Annotated in this window: 13 protein-coding genes and 2 pseudogenes; 4 read left to right on the plus strand and 11 right to left on the minus strand. The window is 70.7% G+C overall.

The features are described 5' to 3' along the window. Window positions 1–654 precede the first annotated feature (654 nt). Window positions 655–2,685: a M4 family metallopeptidase gene (locus tag OF819_RS18780; RefSeq protein WP_267244725.1), complete on the plus strand. Its 2,031-nt coding sequence runs from the start codon at window positions 655–657 to the stop codon at window positions 2,683–2,685. A gap of 86 nt (window positions 2,686–2,771) precedes the next feature. On the opposite strand, the gene OF819_RS18785 is transcribed toward OF819_RS18780, so the two are convergent. Further along, window positions 2,772–3,671 (minus strand): tyrosine-protein phosphatase, encoded by a 900-nt coding sequence (locus OF819_RS18785; protein WP_267244726.1) that lies wholly within the window; start codon window positions 3,669–3,671, stop codon window positions 2,772–2,774. Between the two features lie 12 nt (window positions 3,672–3,683). On the opposite strand from OF819_RS18785, the gene OF819_RS29140 reads away from it, so the two are divergent. Beyond that, window positions 3,684–4,193, plus strand: a complete 510-nt coding sequence (locus tag OF819_RS29140) for a helix-turn-helix transcriptional regulator (RefSeq protein WP_323748938.1) — start codon at window positions 3,684–3,686, stop codon at window positions 4,191–4,193. Here the strand turns inward: OF819_RS29140 and OF819_RS18795 are convergent. Together OF819_RS18795 and OF819_RS29265 are read right to left on the minus strand one after the other, a co-directional pair. Continuing rightward, window positions 4,178–4,660, minus strand: a complete 483-nt coding sequence (locus OF819_RS18795; protein ID WP_267244727.1) for a hypothetical protein — start codon at window positions 4,658–4,660, stop codon at window positions 4,178–4,180. The two genes, OF819_RS29140 and OF819_RS18795, sit on opposite strands and share 16 nt — an antisense overlap. A 35-nt stretch (window positions 4,661–4,695) precedes the next feature. Then, on the minus strand, window positions 4,696–5,121 hold the full coding sequence (locus OF819_RS29265; protein WP_416370570.1) for an SMI1/KNR4 family protein: 426 nt from the start codon (window positions 5,119–5,121) through the stop codon (window positions 4,696–4,698). 155 nt (window positions 5,122–5,276) lie between these two features. Between OF819_RS29265 and OF819_RS18800 the strand changes: the two are divergent. Then, window positions 5,277–5,436 (plus strand): annotated as a pseudogene (locus OF819_RS18800) (IS5/IS1182 family transposase); the annotation flags it as partial. 45 nt (window positions 5,437–5,481) lie between these two features. Here the strand turns inward: OF819_RS18800 and OF819_RS18805 are convergent. From OF819_RS18805 to OF819_RS18820, 4 genes and pseudogenes are all read right to left on the minus strand, one after another. Continuing rightward, a complete protein-coding gene (locus OF819_RS18805; protein WP_267244744.1) occupies window positions 5,482–6,006 on the minus strand; it encodes an SMI1/KNR4 family protein in 525 nt (174 codons plus the stop codon). A gap of 600 nt (window positions 6,007–6,606) precedes the next feature. Further along, window positions 6,607–7,672 (minus strand): annotated as a pseudogene (locus OF819_RS18810) (IS630 family transposase). Between the two features lie 13 nt (window positions 7,673–7,685). Next, window positions 7,686–8,078, minus strand: coding sequence for a hypothetical protein (locus tag OF819_RS18815; RefSeq protein WP_267244728.1), 393 nt, complete (start codon window positions 8,076–8,078; stop codon window positions 7,686–7,688). Between the two features lie 254 nt (window positions 8,079–8,332). Beyond that, the gene (locus tag OF819_RS18820) at window positions 8,333–9,019 is read right to left on the minus strand and encodes a hypothetical protein (RefSeq protein ID WP_267244729.1); all 687 of its coding nucleotides are present in this window, start codon (window positions 9,017–9,019) and stop codon (window positions 8,333–8,335) included. A 232-nt stretch (window positions 9,020–9,251) separates the two neighbouring features. Here OF819_RS18820 and OF819_RS18825 point away from each other — a divergent pair, with 232 nt between their 5' ends. Continuing rightward, on the plus strand, window positions 9,252–10,499 hold the full coding sequence (locus OF819_RS18825) for a helix-turn-helix domain-containing protein (RefSeq protein WP_267244730.1): 1,248 nt from the start codon (window positions 9,252–9,254) through the stop codon (window positions 10,497–10,499). Window positions 10,500–10,585: 86 nt separating this feature from the next. On the opposite strand, the gene glgP is transcribed toward OF819_RS18825, so the two are convergent. From glgP to OF819_RS18845, 4 genes are all read right to left on the minus strand, one after another. Further along, window positions 10,586–13,363 carry an alpha-glucan family phosphorylase gene (gene glgP, locus OF819_RS18830; RefSeq protein WP_267244731.1) on the minus strand — a complete coding sequence of 926 codons (2,778 nt, stop codon included), beginning with the start codon at window positions 13,361–13,363 and terminating at the stop codon, window positions 10,586–10,588. A gap of 178 nt (window positions 13,364–13,541) precedes the next feature. Beyond that, complete coding sequence (locus OF819_RS18835) at window positions 13,542–14,876, minus strand: FAD-dependent monooxygenase (protein WP_267244732.1); 1,335 nt, start codon at window positions 14,874–14,876, stop codon at window positions 13,542–13,544. Window positions 14,877–14,947: 71 nt separating this feature from the next. Next, on the minus strand, window positions 14,948–16,069 hold the full coding sequence (locus OF819_RS18840) for a monodechloroaminopyrrolnitrin synthase PrnB family protein (protein ID WP_267244733.1): 1,122 nt from the start codon (window positions 16,067–16,069) through the stop codon (window positions 14,948–14,950). 67 nt (window positions 16,070–16,136) lie between these two features. Further along, the coding region (locus OF819_RS18845; RefSeq protein WP_267244734.1) for an MFS transporter at window positions 16,137–17,980 on the minus strand (1,844 nt) is incomplete at its 5' end.

A 17,980-nucleotide genomic window follows, 5' to 3' on the forward strand; every position in this document is an offset into this window, starting at 1 on the left:
ATGCGGGCCTCCGCCGTCTTTCTGGCGCCTTCTGTCAGCCAATTGCGCTAAGGAAACACTGACTTTGAAACGAATACGTCCACGCCCCGCACCGGCGGGGGCGGATCAGCGCGCCGAAGAAGTCGTTCGCGGCCGCGGTCGGCGCCTGGGAAGCGAAGTACATGAAGTTCGTCACGGGCGACTTCAGCGGCGACAGCCGCGATGACCTCGCCATCCTGAACCACCAGTCGGACGGCGCGGTGAAGCTGTGGACCTGGACTGCGCGCCCGGACGCGATGTTCAACGGCGCTCGCGCGGGCTGGACGGCCCCTGCGACGAGCTGGGTGTATGCCTCACGGAGCTGTTCAAGCCCTACAACTGACCGTGATCGACTGAGAGCGGGGCCCGCCGTGCACCACGGCGGGCCCCGCCGTCATATCGCCGTAAACCACGGCCGCCTGAGGAAACGTCCGGTTAACGAACACGACCATGCAGCCAACGGACGAGTTTCGGCCAAGTATTTGACGCGGTCCTGACAGACGGGGCGCGCGGCTGCCACCCTTCCCCCACGTCCACGACTCATCTCAGCACTTCCCACGGCACGTCCACGCACCAGCGTTCTGCCCGGTCCGCCCACCCATCGGGCCGGTACCCCCCATCGCAGAAGGAGTCCGCGTGAGACCCACGCCCCGCCGGCGCGCCACCGCGGCCGGAGCACTCATCGCAACCGCCGCCCTCCTCGCGGTCGGCTTCCAGACCAGCAGCTCTGCCGCGGAGACTGCTGACGCCGCACCCCGCGCCCAGGCTGCGAAAGGCGCCGACCCCGGCGCCCTGCCCGCCGATCTGACCCCGGCTCAGCGCGCCGAGCTGATACGCGAGGCCAATGCCGCCAGGGCCGCCACGGCCAGGGAGCTCGGCCTGTCCGCCAAGGAGAAGCTCCTCGTCCGCGACGTCGTCCAGGACCGCGACGGCACCACGCACACCCGCTATGAGCGCACCTATGACGGACTGCCCGTCCTCGGCGGCGATCTGGTGGTCGCGGAGAACCGGGCGGGGACGACGGAGTCGGTCGTCCGCGCCTCACAGGCAGCCCTCCGCAGCATCGACACCAGGGCCGCCCGCGTCTCGCCCTCCGCGGCCGAGAAGCAGGCCGTGTCCGCCGCCAAGGCCGAGGGCTCCAAAGCGGCCAAGGCCGAACGCGCCCCGCGCAAGGTGATCTGGATGGGCGGCCAGGGCGAGCCGACGCTCGCGTATGAGACCGTCGTCGGCGGCCTGCAGCACGACGGCACCCCGAACGAGCTGCACGTCGTCACCGACGCCGCCACGGGCGAGAAGCTCTTCGCGTGGCAGGCCGTCCACAACGGCACCGGCAACACCCAGTACAGCGGCCAGGTCACCCTGGGCACGGCCCCGTCGTACACGCTGACCGACACCGGCCGCGGCGACCACAAGACGTACAACCTCAACCGCGGCACCTCCGGCCGCGGCACCCTCTTCTCCGGGCCGGACGACATCTGGGGCGACGGCACCCCGCAGAACATGGAGACCGCGGGCGCGGACGCGCACTACGGCGCGGGCGTCACCTGGGACTACTACAAGAACGTGTACGGCCGCAGCGGCATCCGCGGCGACGGCGTCGGCGCGTACTCACGCGTCCACTACGGCAACAACTACGTCAACGCCTTCTGGCAGGACAGCTGCTTCTGCATGACGTACGGCGACGGCTCCGGCAATGCCAAGCCGCTCACCTCCATCGACGTCGCCGCACACGAGATGACCCACGGCGTCACCTCCTACACCGCGGGCCTGATCTACAGCGGCGAGTCCGGCGGGCTGAACGAGGCGACCAGCGACATCTTCGCCGCGGCCGTCGAGTTCTACGCGAACAACGCCCAGGACAAGGGCGACTACCTGGTCGGCGAGAAGATCGACATCCGCGGCAACGGCACCCCGCTGCGCTATATGGACAGGCCCAGCAGGGACGGCGCGTCCAAGGACTACTGGTACTCGGGCATCGGCAACGTCGACGTCCACTACTCGTCCGGACCCGCGAACCACTGGTTCTATCTGCTCTCCGAAGGCAGCGGCCCGAAGACGATCAACGACGTCGACTACGACTCCCCGACCTCCGACGGGCTGCCCGTCACCGGCATCGGCCGCGACAAGGCCGCGCTGATCTGGTACAAGGCGCTCACCCAGAAGTTCAACTCCCGTACGAACTACCACGGGGCGCGCGAGGGAACGCTCGCCGTGGCGAACGAGCTGTACGGCGCCGACAGCGCCGAGGCGAAGGCCGTCGCCCACGCCTGGGCGGGCGTCAACGTCGGCGACCGGCCCGGAGACCCCGGCGAGCCCGGCGGCGACGTCTACGAGAACACGACCGATGTCTCCATCCCGGACTACGGCGCGGCCGTCACCTCCTCGATCACCGTCTCCGACCGCAGCGGCAACGCCCCCTCGGCGCTGAAGGTCGGCGTGGACATCGTGCACACCTGGCGCGGCGACCTGGTCATCGACCTGGTGGCCCCGGACGGCAGCACCTACCGGCTGAAGAACGCCAGCGGCGGCGACTCCGCGGACGACGTCAGGGAGACGTACACGGTCAACGCCTCCAGCGAGACGGCCAACGGCACCTGGAAGCTGCGGGTGCAGGATGTGGCGCGGTACGACACGGGCTACATCAACAGCTTCAAGCTCACCTTCTGACAGCTTCTGAAAGCTGCTGACGGCGTGAGCGCACAGGGCGCTGTTCCGGGCCGTACGAGCCCGGGGCAGCGCCCCTTCGCCGTCGGTCAGCTCACCAGCCGGAAGCGGAGGCCGAGCAGGGTCCAGGCGCTCAGCGAGAGGCCGTCCCTGAGATAGCCGAACAGGCCCCCGTAGTCCCGCTCGGCCTCATCGAGCGCCGCGTCGAGGTAACTGGAGCGCACCTCCTGGACCGGGATCAGCAGATCCGGGTTCTCCATGAGACCGCGCTCCCGCACCGCCTCGCGGGTGCGCCGGTCCGCCTCCGCGCGGAAGACATTGGAGAGCAGGAAGTCCTGCCGGGCCGACGCCTCCGGAACGCCCAGGGCGCGGAGCAGGACATAACTGGTCCAGCCCGTGCGGTCCTTGCCCGACGTGCAGTGGTACAGCAGCGGCCCGCGCACCTCGCCCGACAGATCGCGCAGGGTCTCGGCGAACCGCGCGCGGTTGTCCTGATCGGTGACGAACGCCCGATAGATCGCGCGCATCAGCTCCTCACCGCGCCCGCCGCCGAGCGCCTCCTCCTGCCGCACCGGGTCCGCGGAGCCGATCACCGACAGCAGCTGGGCGAAGAGCCCCAGATCGCTGACGGGCCTGGCCACCGGGGTCAGGCCAGGGGGCAGCCGGTCAGGACCGTTCTGGCCCACTTCGAACGGCACCCGGAAGTCCACCACCCGCGCCAGGTCCAGCCCGGCCACGGTGCGGACATCGGCCTCGGTCAGCTTGCCGAGCTCGTCGGCGCGGAACACCCTGCCGTACCGCACCCGCTCACCGTCGTATGTCCGGTAGCCGCCCAGATCGCGGACATTGACCGCGCCCTCCAGCGGAATGTGCCGCACGCCCTCCGAGAGGGCCGGCGGTCGTGTGCCGGCTGCCGCCTGCGGGACGACCACCGCCGTGGCGGCGGCAGCGGCAGCGGTGCTCAGCAGAGCGCGTCGGGAAAGATGCATCGCTGAACTCCCATGCGGGACGAGGGAACACCCTGCTGTCGACAGGGCGACGCGTCGCGCGTACGAGGCAGCCGACCCAGTGCGGACCAGCCGAGCGCGGACCTCGACCTCACGCTTGTTCGGCGGGAAGGTAGCAGCCCTCCCCCGAGGAAGGGAGGGTCATGCACCGGCTCGTGTCACGCAACGGAGACACATCCGGCCCTGCGCAAACTCCGCGAACGCGCCGGACTGACATCAACCGCAGCCGCCGCCCTGCTGGGCGGCCCGCAGGCCCGGATCAGCACTATTGAGGCCGGCCGATACGCCGTGAGCGCAGATCGCGTGCGCGCCCTGGCCCGCAACTACACATGCACCAACGAGCAGTACATCGACGCTCTGGCCGCGATGACGGGCAACCGCGCCCGCGGCTGGTGGGCCGACTGCCGCGAGCGGCTCTCCCCCGGCCTCATCGAGCTCACCGAACTCGAGCACCACGCCGTGGCCCTGCGTGTCGCCGTGGTCATCCGCTATTCAAACCAGTGACGCTCAGGCCACTCAGGCATCCAGTCGGTGGCCACGTCTCCCTTGAATACGCCGACCAGCCACTCGGGCATTGGCATATCAAAATCACACCAATCCGCCCAGTTCCTTCTGAACGCCGACACCAACCAGTCCCCACCGCTCTGCCGCAGGAACAGTTTGTCACCTTCGATGGTGTGACCGAACAGAAACATACCTCCTCGATCCGGCAGCACAGCGGACGGGATTATCGGGTGCCCGTCTCGCAAAAATTCACTCATCCAAACTCCCTTCTCAACGGCAAATCGCGGACCGTAGAGAAAGAGGAAGTCGGATATTAGAAGATCCCCGTACAGCCCAAGGATCTCCCCGTCGTCGCGCGACAGATCAACACACAACGAGCGGCATGCCCGCTCTATGGAGCGGGTCTCACCAAAGGGCGAGGGGCCCAGAATCCTTTGCAGGTCATCCATCACGGACACGTCAGCCATCCCCTACAGACCGTGCAGGCCTTCGCGAGCCTGCGTTAATCGAATTCCATTCCGGCAATCGAATCGATCTTACCCGTCCATGGGTCAAGGCCGGCACCGTGACGAGCCCACACGGCGACTGGCCAATCTTCCGGCGAAGCAGCCGATGTCAGCCAGCACAGAGCATCTGCTCCCGCAGTCTGCCCCCATACCAGCATTTTGTCGAGGCTGTACCTACCTCCCAAATTCGGATCTTGCCAGTTCTGCATCGCGGGAGAGGTTCGCGTATCGTGAGGCAATCGATCAACGGTAAACGATTCCGGAGCATTTGGGGGCGGAATCGCCACGGTAATGCTGCCACTAATGGCCCCAGACCCGTATACAGCGACAAACTCTCGATAATCTTCCGGGAATAGGAGACCGACCTCTACAGCGGCAGCAGGCCAATCAACTTCATCCCCTGCATTCTCATGAGGCGGCATAAGATCCCGCAGCTCCTGAAACGCACCCCCATTCACGCCACACCCATCCCCCTCCGGCTGGTGACCATCTCCGCTGAGTCTCCTTCATCCTGTTCCGTGAGGTGAAATGGGCTAGTCAGAAGCGGTGGTGACCGGCAGGGCCCCTCGTCGTTGGCGTGGTGATTTCACTCATCACACCGGCGACCAGAGGGCGCCCTGCTGGTTCCGTATCCTGCCACGCTCGACGTGCCCTACGAGCTCGTGGAGCACGTTGCCTGGCTCCTGCATGAGCACCGATGCCGGATCAACTCGCGCTGGCGCAGGCTCGGCTGCTTCAAATCGGAAACTGGCGGCAGAAGACTCCACATGAACGCACCCCACTCAGTCAACCGTTTCGCGTGGATTATAGGACAGCCGATCAAGCGCATAGGAAAGCAGATCGGCGAACGTTCCGAAGAACATGCTATCCCCCTCGCCAACCCACCAAATCCGCTCCGGAAGAATATCGGGCGCATCAATCATGAAGATCGCCCTGGAGCAATCACCATTGACGGCGATCGGGAACAAACCGATCTCTGCCGGCAGTCCTACATCCTCGGTCGTCACATCCTCACGAACACCCTGCAGGAACCGTGCAGCCAATTTCGCCAGTACCCCTCCTTCAATGTCCTTGCACCCCAATACGGACATGTCCAGGTGGAATCCGTCCATGCCATCCGTCAACGAAAGGAAATCTCTGTAGGTCGCCTCAATTAGCTGCCCGGATCGCTGCTCCAGCGCCACCAACTCCTCGTGTTTCGCAGGCGGATAGATCCGGGGGATCGCAGACACCCCAACGGGATCTTCTGAAAAATAGCGACTGACCCTATCGACAGCCAAGTCTCGCACCAGCCTGAGCAAGTCCACAACTCCTTCCGACCCTATGGACGAGTTATTCGACATATGCCGTACTCCCCTCGAGTTACCGATCCCACGACACGTTCTGTCACATACGTCTCAGGCGCTCCATCCACGCCCGCATAGTAGAACGCGGTAGGCCTATACCCCACCTCATACTTAAGAGCCCAGCGACCCACCTTCGAGTTGACTGAACCGTCCTGCTGGTGCCAACAGAAGGGCTCTTGCTTACCGGACCACGTGGTGTCCGGAAGGTGACCCGCAACTTTGCCGCTGTAGGCATAGGGCGTGCCACTGATGTCCCGTATGTGCCTCCCCTTGATGCTTTCAGCTACGATTTCAAGGGAATCCACCTTCCCGCTCGGACCTACCACCATCTCCTTACCTGGTGAAACACCCCCCTTCGGCGACCAGTAGCCAGGTATCGAATTAATCGCTGCTATATGATCCGTCTCCCATGTCTCGCTGGGACCGGTCATCGTCCGCGGCCCCTCGGGCTCGGCTCTGACGAGAGCCGTGTCTATCGGCTGCCAGCTCCCCTTGCCGTCATGGAAGTTCACCGGTTCGGTGTAGAAACGCGTGGTGTATTGATCCGAAACTCAAAGGGTTCTATTCGAGGATGTAGCCGACGTGCGGGCCGCCGAAGTAGCCGCGGACGATGTGTGGTTGGCGTTGGCGGCGGTGGAGGAGCCGGCGGGTCTCGGTGGCGAGTTGGGCCTGGTCGCGGGCCCGGCTGTGCATCGGCAGGCTCCGTTTGAGGTCGGCGTTGACCAGTTCGTCGGGGTTGAGCTCGGGCGAGTACGACGGCAGGAAGTGCAGCTCGATCCGGTCGGGGTGTTCGGCGAGCCAGGCTCGGACCTTGCGGGAGCGGTGCGCGAAGTGGCCGACCACCACGAGGCGGACCTTGTGGCCGAAGTGGCCCGCGAGGCGGTCCAGGAAGCGGCACATCACGTCGGCGTCGAAGGTCTCGGTGAACACCATGAAGTGCATGCGGCCCTTCGTGCTGATCGCGGACATCGCGTTCACCGAGAACCGGTTCCCCGAGCGGCGCACGACGGGGGTGCACCCCTTGGCGCCCCAGGTGCGGCCGGTGACCTGGTCGGAGCGGATGCCGACCTGGTCGGCGAAGCACCTCGGCGCCCTCGGCCCTCGCCTTCGCGCGGATCGCCGGCCAGGTCTCCTCCCGCCAGACGCGGACCGCTTCGGCATCCTGCTCGACGGCCCGCTTGTCCGGCCGCTGGAAGGTCAGGCCCCAGCGGCGCAGGTACTTGCCCACGCCCTGCTCGGTCAGCCGCACCCGGTACACCTTCGCGATCAGATCCCCCACCCCGGCCCGCGTCCACAGCTGCCCGGCCAGCCCCAGGTCACACGGGCGGTGATCCAGCACGGCCTGCCGGAGCGCCTGCTGCTCGACCGCATCGAGAACCTGGTGCTCGCCGACTCGGCGTCCACGCGGCTGGGCCACAAGCGCCTCGCGCCCGCCTGCCAGCCACTTCGCCCACCAGTTGTCCACCGCCTTGAGCGAGACCTGGAACACCGCCGCGACATCCTCGCGAGTCCGGCCCGCCACCAACGCTGCCACCGCCCGCAGCCGAAGGGCCTCCTGCGCCGACGACGACAACTGCCGCGCGTCCCCCACCAGTTCACTCACGCACGGACCAACGACCCTCAACATCTATCGTTTCGGATCAATAGGTGCCGTCGGAGTTCCGGAAGGTCTGTTCGCGCTCCTTACGCGCGTCCTTCAGCTCCTCGCTGCTTTCAGGTTCAAAACCCCGGGGCTCAGGCGTGACGGGTGCCTGGGTCTCCTCGACGTGCTGAACGTCAGGCAGCTTTGCGGCACCGCCGTCGAGGTCCGGGGAGGGAGTCGGCTGCTCAGCCGCCAACTGTCCCGGCGCGGTCAGTGCGCCCTTGCGCCCGCCTTCAGCAGCTGCTTGAGTCGCCTCGCCGGACGCCGTGTGCCCGCGTCCTTCGGCGGAGCCCCAGCGCTGATCGGGGGCGTCCATCCGCCCGACGGCCGAACCGCCGGAACCTCGCGAGGCTGCCAGGACGGTCTGCTCGGAACCGGTCAGTACAGCCATCACAAAAGCGACGGCGACAACAAGCGGACGTGCAGTGCGCACAGGCTTCCCCCCACCAAGCCAACAAGAGAACTGACGTTCTACGACTTGGACAGGAGATCCACAAGATGCTCACAGGGTTCCCGCATTCAACGTGAGGAAGATCACTTCACGCTCGGCGGCAAATCGCCCCATTCGGAGCGCTGTTGGTCGAGGCCCGCTGTCACCTTGTGTTGTACAGGCGGGCCTCGGCCGGGCTCCCAGGGGACTAGTGATCAGCGGAGCTTGTTGACCGCGGTGGTCGTGGTCTGCTTGAAGGCGGAGACCGGGGCGTCCTTCAGGGTGCCCATGCGGCCCCAGTCGACGAAGGTCACCGTGTTGCCGTCGCGGCCGATGCCGTGGAGGTTGACGCTCATTCCGGCCTGCGGCCGGGCGAAGTAGGTGCCGTAGGCGTGGGCGCCCTCTTCGACCGGGAGGTGGCCGTAGTCGTCCCAGGCCGCCGTGGAGCCGGGGTTGGCGCGCAGCCAGTCGGCCGCGCAGTCGGCGACGGCCTTGTTGGCCGCGGTGGCGAGGCGCTCGGCGGCGCGGGCGTTCGGCGTCACCACGGTGACCTGGAGGGCTTCTGCGTCGAGGTCCGTGCGGAAGGTGCGGTGCCAGGTCGCGCCGTTGGCCGGGAGGACGTCCTCCAGGCAGAGCACCGGGGACTCCGGCATGCCCTTGGTGACCTTGCCCGCGTACCAGGGCGTGCCCTCGACGGGCGGCAGGTCCTTCGCGGCGAGGAAGCCGGGGGCAGCGGCCGCCGCGCGCTTCGCGGGCTGCTGCTGCGGCTGGTGCGGCTGGTGCGGCTGCGCCTGGACCTCGCTCGCCACGGTCACCGCGAGGGTGCCGGCCACGACCGCGCTCACGGCGGCGGCGAGGGTGGTACGGGCGATGGTGCGGGCGTTGCTGCGTGCCGTGGTCATGGGCGTGTTTCCCCGTTTCTGATGAGTCGGATGGGGCTGTGTCGTTCGGTGGTTCCAGACTGGGCGGCGGGTCGGCCGCGGCGCAATGACCGCCGCCCAGTGCGGTACGCCTGGAACGGCTGCGCGTACTCTGGCCTGCGGAAACGCCAACTGCCTGGAACGCGTGGCGGAACGGCGGAACGCCCAGGGACGGTGTGGGACACGGCAGTGAGACGGGGAGGGTGACAGCGGAATGGACCGTTCCGAGAAGGTGCCCGAGAAGACGCCTGAGAAGACATCCGAGGAGATCGCCGCGTTCGCGGAGCGGCTGCGCGAGCTGAAGGAGCGCTCCGGCCGCAGCTACGGTGCGCTGGCGGCGCAGCTCCATATCAGCACGTCCACGCTGCACCGGTACTGCCATGGGCGGGCCGTGCCCTCCGGCTATGCGCCGGTCGAGCGGCTGGCCCGGCTGTGCGGAGCGTCGGCGGCCGAGCGGATGGAGCTGCACCAGCGGTGGGTGCTGGCGTCCGCCGTCCGCGACCGCGCGGAGAGCGGAGGGCGTCCCCAGGGGGAGGCGACGGCTCCGGACGCGGACCCCGGTACGGATGCCGGCCGGGGCGCTGCGCCGGACACCGTCCCGCAGACCGGCACGCGCACCAGCCTCCCGCCGGACACGCCGGCGGCGTCGGGCGCCCGCCGTCGGCTCCGGCCCCGTACGCGGATACTCGCCGCCGCTCTCGCGACCGTCGCCGTGGTCGTCGGCGGGGTCGTCGCCGTCGAGTTGGCGGAGAGTGATGCGGAGACGGGTGCGGAGAGGGACGCGGGGGAAGGGCGCACGCCCGCGGCTGAGGCGGCGCCCGCCCCCGAGAGGCCGCCGCTCTCCTGGTCCGCGGACAGCCATGTCTGGGCTTCCGGCTGCGGGCATACGTATCTCGTCGACCGCGCCCCCGCCGATGTGCCGCCGCCGCCCGTCGCCCAGGACGCCCGGAAGTGGGCGGCAGACCTCGGCGCGGTGCACGGCGGGGACGCCATCACCCGGGTGACGGTGCGTCCGGCGAAGGACGCCGGGCCCGTCGTCGTACAGGAGCTGCATATACGGGTGACGGAGCGCCGTGAGCCGCTGCCGTGGACGGCCTACGCCATGGACCAGGGCTGCGGCGGGGCGCTCACTCCGGCCGTGTACAAGGTGGATCTGGACGCGGACCGGCCCGTCGCCCGGCCGGTCGACGGGGTCGAGGTGTCCGGCGCCACCGGTGAGGTGAAGGAGCTGCCCGCTCCGCGGCTGCCCTATCAGGTGAGGGCCGACGATCCGCTGGTGCTGCGCGTCGAGGCGCAGACCGCCCGCTGTGACTGCGACTGGTATCTGGAGCTGACCTGGACGAGCGGGGAGCGGAAGGGCGTGCTGCGCGTCGACGACGGCGGCAGGCCGTTCCGCACCAGCGCGGTCAGCCCCGGCGGCGGGTACTGGTACGCCGGGGAGCAGGGCTGGACCCGCTCATGACCCGCCCACAAACCGCCCATGAGCAACCCGCCGACCGGCCACGAGCCGCCCCTGGCCGCGCCCAACCGGCCCCGCCGGCCGCCCGGTCAGCGCATCAGCACCCCCGCCCCCTCCCCCACGGCCTCCGTCGGCAGCGCCACCAGCCCGAGATCTGCGCTCGACGCGAGAAGCCGGTGGGCCGGGAGGATGCGGACGGTGTAACCGAAGGGGCCGGTGCGGTCCAGGGCCAGCGGGCCCTCGTACACCCAGCGGCCCTCCAGATCGGGCCCGCCCGCCGGTTTCAGCGGGAAGGTGTGGGCGTCGCCGATGGTGTCGTCGGAGTCGACGCGGCCCGCGACGGCCTGCACCTCGACGTCGTCCGGCCGCAGCGCGCCCAGCGTGACGCGCACCCGCAGCGACAGAGTGGCGCCCAGCTCGGCCGTTCCGGCGGCGGCTGACTGGTCGAGGGCCTCGACATGGTCGATCCCCACCCGCGGCCAGGCCTCGCGGACCGCCGCCTTCCAGGCTGCCAGCTCCCGCGCGGCGTCCGCGTCCAGCGCCCGGTGGGCCTGCGCGGCGGGCGCGTACAGCCGCTCGACATACTCACGCACCATGCGCCCCGCGAGCACCTTGGGCCCGAGGCAGGTGAGCGTCCTGCGGACCATCTCGATCCAGCGGCCGGGCAGCCCGTTCGCGCCCCGGTCGTAGAAGCGCGGCGCGACCCGCTCCTCGATCAGTTTGTAGAGCGCGGCCGCCTCCAGGTCGTCGCGCCGCTCCTCGTCCGTGGCGGAGCCGTCGGCGGTGGGGATGGCCCAGCCGAAGTCCGGCTCGAACCACTCGTCCCACCAGCCGTCCAGCACCGACAGATTGAGGCAGCCGTTCAGCGCGGCCTTCATTCCGCTGGTGCCGCAGGCCTCCAGCGGCCGCAGCGGATTGTTGAGCCAGACATCGCAGCCTGGGTACAGCTTCTGCGCCATGCCCATGCCGTAGTCGGGCAGGAAGACGATCCGGTGGCGTACGGCCGGGTCGTCGGCGAACCGCACCAGCTCCTGCACCAGCCGCTTGCCGCTGTCGTCCGCCGGGTGGGCCTTGCCCGCGACGACGATCTGCACCGGGCGCGTCGGATGCAGCAGCAGTTCGGCCAGCCGCTCGCGGTCGCGCAGCATCAGGGTGAGCCGTTTGTACGAGGGCACCCGGCGGGCGAAGCCGACGGTGAGGACGTCCGGGTCGAGCACCGAGTCGATCCAGCCCAGCTCCGCGGCCCCGGCGCCGCGCTGCCGCCAGGCGGCGTGCAGCCGCCGCCGCACCTCGTGCACCAGCTGTTCGCGCAGTTCGCGGCGGAGCTCCCAGATGTCGTCGTCCGGGATGTCGGCGACGGCGTCCCAGCGCTCCGCGGCCCCGACCGCCAGCTTGTCCTCGGCGCGGCCCAGGCCGATCTGGCGGGCGCCGAGGCGCAGCACCTCCGGGGCGACCCAGGTGGGGGCGTGCACGCCGTTGGTGATGGAGGTGATGGGGACCTCCTGCGGGTCGAAGCCCGGCCAGAGGCCCGCGAACATGGCGCGGCTGACGGAGCCGTGGAGGGTGGAGACGCCGTTGGCGCGCTGCGCCAGGCGCAGCCCCATCACGGCCATGTTGAAGAGCTTGGCGTCGCCGCCCGGATAGGTCTCCCGCCCGAGCGCCAGAATCTTCTCGACCGGCACGCCGTCCAGTTCCGCGCCGTCGCCGAAGTGGCGGGCGACCAGCTCGCGGTCGAAGCGGTCGATGCCGGCGGGGACGGGTGTGTGGGTGGTGAAGACCGTTCCGGCGCGTACGGCTTCGAGCGCGGCGGCGAAGTCCAGGCCCGCGCCGCCCTCCTCGGGGGCGAGCGCCAGCTCCCTGATCCGCTCCAGGCCGAGGAAGCCGGCGTGCCCTTCGTTGGTGTGGAACACCTCGGGCGCGGGGTGGCCGGTGAGCCGGCAGTACGCCCGTACGGCGCGGACGCCGCCGATGCCCAGCAGCATCTCCTGGAGCAGCCGGTGCTCGCTGCCGCCGCCGTAGAGCCGGTCGGTGACATTGCGTTCGCCCGGGCCGTTCTCCTCGACACCCGAGTCAAGCATCAGCAGCGGGACACGGCCGACCTGGGCGACCCAGATCTGGGCGTGCAGCGCGCGGTCGCCGGGCAGGGTGAGGGCGATGCGGCAGGGCGCGCCGCCCTCCTCGCGCAGCAGGCGGAGGGGGAGTTCGTTGGGGTCGAGCAGCGGATAGTGCTCCTGCTGCCAGCCGTCGCGGGACAGGGACTGGCGGAAGTAGCCATGGCGGTAGAGCAGTCCGACGCCGATCAGGGGGACGCCCAGGTCGCTGGCGGCCTTGAGGTGGTCGCCGGCGAGGATGCCAAGGCCGCCGGAGTACTGGGGCAGCGCCGCGGTGACGCCGAATTCGGGTGAGAAGTAGGCGATGGCGGACGGGAACTCCCCGCTGTCGCCGCCGGACCGGTCGGACCGGTCGGACGGGCCGGACGGGCCGGACGGGCCGGAACCGCCGGAACCGCCGACCCGGCCGGATGAGGCGGCTGGGGCAGACGGGCCGGATGCGCCTCCCGTGACCGCGCTGTGCTGCTGGTACCACCTGCGGCCGTGCAGATAGTCGTCCAGATCGCCGGCCACGACGGCCAGCCGGCGCAGGAATCGCCGGTCGCCTGCCAGTTCGGCCAGACGTGCGGCGGGCACGGCGCCCAGCAGCCGTACGGGGTCATGGCCGGACGCCTTCCAGCCCCCGGGGTCGACGGCCTGGAAGAGGTCGCGGGTCTCGGTGTGCCAGGACCAGCGCAGATTGCGGGCCAGGTCGCTGAGCGGGCGGAGCGGTTCGGGCAGGACGGGGCGGACGGTGAATCGACGGATTGCCTTCACGGGTTCCACCTTCGCAGGGGAGGTACGCATCCGAGGGGACGCACGGCGGTGTGCGTCGCGCCGTCACCCGACGGTAATGGCACCTGACCCCGGCAACCACGGCGCGCGGCCGTACGCCCGGCGCATCACGGGGAGCGCGAGGAGGGGCACAGGGCCTGAGCACGCGCCCCACGCGTGCTCACGGAAGCGATCGCGGGGTGAGCCGGTAGGGCGAGCCCTGGTTGACGGTCTGCGGGTCGAAGGCGCCGGTCGCGGCGTAGCGGGCGGCGATCCGGGCCAGCTCGTCGGGCGGGATCACATCATGGACGTCGGCGAAGCCGCCGGGCGCGCGCTCATGGGCGAGGTTGATGACGACCTCGGGGCCCAGCTGCCGGTTCGCCCGCTGCAGCTCGGTCATCGCGGGCCTGCGGTCGGCCTCGTACCGGGCCAGGGCGACGGCCGGGTCGGGGTTGAGGGCCATGGCGTACCCCAGGGCCCTGCCGTCGACGATGGACTGGGTCGCGCCGTTGGAGCCGATCGGGTACATGGCGTGCGCCGCGTCGCCGATCAGGGTGGTGCGGCCCAGGGTCCAGCGCTCCAGCGGCTCGCGGTCGACCATCGGGTACTCATACGCCGCGTCGGCCGCCTTGAGGACCTCGGGGACGCTGACGCCGTCGAACTCCCAGCCCTCGTAGTAGGGCAGGATCTGCGCGACGGGTACGGGCCGGTTCCAGTCCCCGTACGCGTAGGCCCTGCGGTCTCCGCGTTCTCCGCGCGTAGCGTGTGCGGCGCGCGCCTCGGGCACATCGTCGGCCGGGATGGCGAGGGCCCAGTTGACCAGCGTGTCGCCCGTCGCCGGGTCCGGCTCGCTCATCGGGTAGACGACCGCCTTCTGCCGGTCGTCGCCCGCGATGAGCATGAAGTCGCCCGCCGCGGCGGCGGGCATGCGGGAGACTCCGCGCCAGACGAGCATCCCGTTCCACGGCGGGGCCCCCTCGCGCGGATTGAGCGCGGCGCGCACCGCCGAGCGTATGCCGTCGGCGCCGATCAGCACATCCGGCTCCAGGCAGGTCCTGGCGCGCTGCTCGCCGTCCCGGTGCTCCAGCTGGACGCGTGCCCCGCCGTCCGGGAGGGTGTCGACGCCGGTGACGCGGACGCCCGGCACCAGCGCGGCGCGGCCGAGCCGCCGGACGACGGCGCCGGCGAGCACGGACTGGAGTTCGGCGCGGGCGATCGACAGCTGCGGCCAGTGGTACCCGGCGTCCATGCCGCGCGCCTCGCGCGAGATGAGGGCGCCGCTGCGGTGGTAGTAGCGCAGCTCCCGGGTGCGTACGGCGCGCTCTTCGAGGGGGTCGAGCAGGCCGAGCGCGTCGAGTTCGCGCACGGCGTTGGGCATGATGTTCAGCCCCGCGCCGACGGGCAGGCTCTCCCGGGCGGCCTCGACGACGGTGATCCGCTCAAATCCGGCGGTGTGCAGGGACAGCGCCGCGGTGAGCCCGGCGATGCCGCCGCCGGCGATAAGGATCTGGGGCATGGGGGTCGGACCTCCTGGGACGGTCATGCGGGCGGCGGCACGGCCGGCGGCCGCGCCGGGGAGCGGCTCGGTCAGGCGGCGCGGGGGCCGGGGACGGACGCGGACCGGCGCACCAGGGTCTCGTTGTCCCGGGTCAGGTCGAGCACGGAGCGCAGCAGCTCGATCGGCGCGCCGCCGCTGCCCGCGTCGTACAGCCGCACCTCGTCGGCGTACGCCTTGCGGGCGATGGTGAGATGGCGGGCGCGGAAGGTCTTGAGGATGCGCAGCACACGCGCCAGGGAGACGGCCGAGGCGGCCAGCTGGGGCGGCAGCCGGTGGGCGGACTCCCAGCTGAGGGCGGCGGAGAGCTTGGAGACGGCGGAGACGCCGCCCTTGTGCGCGTGGTAGTGGGCGCGCCAGGAGGGGAGGCTGTACTGCACCGAGTCGTCGAGGAAGGCGTTGTACTCGGCGTTGCCGCGGTCGCACTGCCAGAGCGTCAGATCGACCAGCCAGAGGGGCACCTGCGCGGCGGCGGGGCCCAGGTAGACGCGGCCCGCGACGTCGATCTCCTCGAAGTAGGAGCGCATCCGCCGGGCGAAGAAGACCGGTGAGACCCGGTCGACGGTGAAGTCGATGGCCTCGACCATGGACTGCACCTGCTGGGCGATGCGGTCGAGGGTGAGGGCGAAGCCGGCTTCGTACGGTTCGCGGCGGGCCAGCTCCGCGCAGCTGCCGAGGGCGGCGACGAGGTTGGGGAAGACCATGCGGACCGCGTCCTGGAGATTGCCCTCCATGGGGTCTGAGGTGTACATCCGCTGGCGGCGGCCGAGGGGGTTCCAGGCGGTGTAGTGGTGGACGGTGTCGCGCGGCACCATGTCGGTGCGCCGCCCCAGCTCTTCGAGGACGGGCAGCACTTCGGGCACGGCGGCGACCGGCTGCACGCCGTGCCGCTTGAGCGAGCCGAGGAGGATGCCGAGGTCCCGCATGGCGGCGAGCGCGTCGACGACCCCGAGCGCCGCCACCCGTTCGGGCGACGGCACCAGGGCGCGCAGGGCGACGGTGAGCGCGGGCACGTCGGCGTCGGCGTTCATGGCGGGAACGGCGGCGAGGACCGGGTCGGCGGCGAGCGGATCGGCGGCGCGTATCTCGGCGATGCGGTAGCGCGGTTCGCCGCGCAGATCGGGACCGGGCGTGGCCAGGTCGTACAGCGTCACGGTGGGTGCCCCCCTCGGGCGGTCGGTTCGGGTCGGTCGGCGGGCGGGCGGGATGCCCGCCGTCACGTCACTCCACGGCGCCGCCGACCCGGTCGGTGCGGGGCGCGGGGGCCGTGTGCGGCGACTCCGGCGCGGGTGTGGGTGCGGCGTCGGCCGCCGAAGGGTCCGCCGCTCCGGAATCGTGCGGCGCGGGCGCATCGGCCTGCACGGCCGCGCGTGCCCCGCGCGGCCCGGACGCGTCGGGCCGCGCGGGCATGGTTGCGGCGACGGGCCCGGACCCGTCGCGCTGCACAAGCTCGTCAGGCCGGGCCGCGGATGAGGCCGTCCGCCCGGGCCCGCCACCTCGCGCGAGCCCGTCACCTCGCGCAGACGCGGCCCGCGGCACGGGCACGTCACCTCGCGCAGACGCGGTCCCGGCCGTCCTTTCGCGCCGCGGTACGGCCGACGGCCCATCCGGTCCTGCGGCCGACGGGACCCCGCGCGGCCCGGATTGCCGTCCGGACGGCGGCGGCAGGCGCAGCCGCGGCGACAGCAGGACGGCGAGGGCCGCGAAGCCCGCGCCGGCGAGGAGCGCGGCGCGGAAACCGGCGGTCTGGTCCGCGGCGGTCGCATCCGGTCCGAGGCCCGCGGTGGCGACGGCGACGAGGACGGCGAGTCCGAGCACCGAGCCGAACTGCTGGCTGGTGTTGACCAGTCCGGAGGCCAGACCGGTCTCCTCGGGCCCTGCTTCCGCGGTCGCGGCGACATTGGTGGTGACCATGACCAGGGGCAGGGCCGCGCCGAGGACGAGGCTCGGGGCGAGCACGGCCGTGGTGAACGTCCCGTCGGCCGAGAGCGACAGCGCCAGCCAGACCATGCCGCCGAGCAGCAGCGCGAACCCCGCCGTCATGGTCGTACGCAGCCCGAGGCGGCCGATGAGCCGGCCGGTCTGCGGTGCGACCGCCACGACCACGAGGGAGAGCGGCAGCAGGCCAAGTCCCCCGGTCAGCGGCGAGTGGTCGAGGACGCTCTGCAGATACAGGCTGACCAGGAAGAACATCGGGAACAGCGCCATCTGGGCCAGCGCGCTCAGCGCGTTGGCGCGGCGCAGGGCGGGCCGGCGCAGCACGGCGGGCGGTACGAGGGGGTGCGCGGTGCGCCGTTCCCAGAGGGCGAAGGCGGCGAGGAGCACGAGGCCGGCCGCGCCCGCGGCAAGGGTGCGGACGCCGGTCCAGCCCGCTTCGCCCGCGCCGACCAGGGCATAGGCGAGAAGCCCCAGGCCCGCGGTGCAGGCGAGCGCCCCGCCGAGGTCGAAGCCGGGCTGTGCGCTGCGCGTCCCCCCGTCGAGCACGCGCAGCGCGATCAGCCCGAGCGCCGCGGCGGCGAGCACATTGAGCCAGAAGGCGGAGCGCCAGCCGAGGGCGTCGGTGAGCACTCCGCCCAGTACGGTGCCGAGGACTCCGCCCAGTCCGCCCATGGCGGCGAAGACGCCGAGCGCCCGGTGCCGGGCGGGGCCGTCCGGGAACAGCCCGAGCAGCAGCGCGAAGGCGGCGGCCGCGGCGAGGGCGGCCCCCACGCCCTGCGCCGCGCGCGCCGCGATGAGCTGGCCGGGGGCGGCGGCGACGGCCCCGGCCGCGGAGGCCGCGGCGAGCAGGCCGAGCCCGGCGAGATACACCCGCCGCCGTCCGAACAGATCGGCTGTGCGTCCGCCGAGGAGCAACAGCCCGCCGAAGGTGATGAGATACCCGTTGGCGACCCACGACAGCCCGGCCGAACCGGACCCGAGGTCCCGGCCGATGGACGGCAGCGCCACATTGAGCATCGCCGTGTCCATGATCATCAGTAGCTGGGTGGCGGCCAGCAGCGCGAGCGCGAGGGCCGTCCGCGTCTGGCGGCCGTCGGCCGCGCATGCACGTGTGCCGGGCCGCCGCC

It is taken from the genome of Streptomyces sp. PR69, assembly GCF_026420845.1.
GTDB lineage: Bacteria > Actinomycetota > Actinomycetes > Streptomycetales > Streptomycetaceae > Streptomyces.

Bases quoted from the DNA above. Each gene is read 5' to 3' on its own strand.
- OF819_RS18785 (WP_267244726.1), bottom strand. From the start codon at position 3,671: ATGCATCTTTCCCGACGCGCTCTGCTGAGCACCGCTGCCGCTGCCGCC.
- OF819_RS29140 (WP_323748938.1), top strand. From the start codon at position 3,684: ATGCGGGACGAGGGAACACCCTGCTGTCGACAGGGCGACGCGTCGCGC.
- OF819_RS18795 (WP_267244727.1), bottom strand. From the start codon at position 4,660: ATGGCTGACGTGTCCGTGATGGATGACCTGCAAAGGATTCTGGGCCCC.
- OF819_RS29265 (WP_416370570.1), bottom strand. From the start codon at position 5,121: ATGCCGCCTCATGAGAATGCAGGGGATGAAGTTGATTGGCCTGCTGCC.
- OF819_RS18815 (WP_267244728.1), bottom strand. From the start codon at position 8,078: ATGGCTGTACTGACCGGTTCCGAGCAGACCGTCCTGGCAGCCTCGCGA.
- OF819_RS18820 (WP_267244729.1), bottom strand. From the start codon at position 9,019: ATGACCACGGCACGCAGCAACGCCCGCACCATCGCCCGTACCACCCTC.
- OF819_RS18825 (WP_267244730.1), top strand. From the start codon at position 9,252: ATGGACCGTTCCGAGAAGGTGCCCGAGAAGACGCCTGAGAAGACATCC.
- OF819_RS18835 (WP_267244732.1), bottom strand. From the start codon at position 14,876: ATGCCCCAGATCCTTATCGCCGGCGGCGGCATCGCCGGGCTCACCGCG.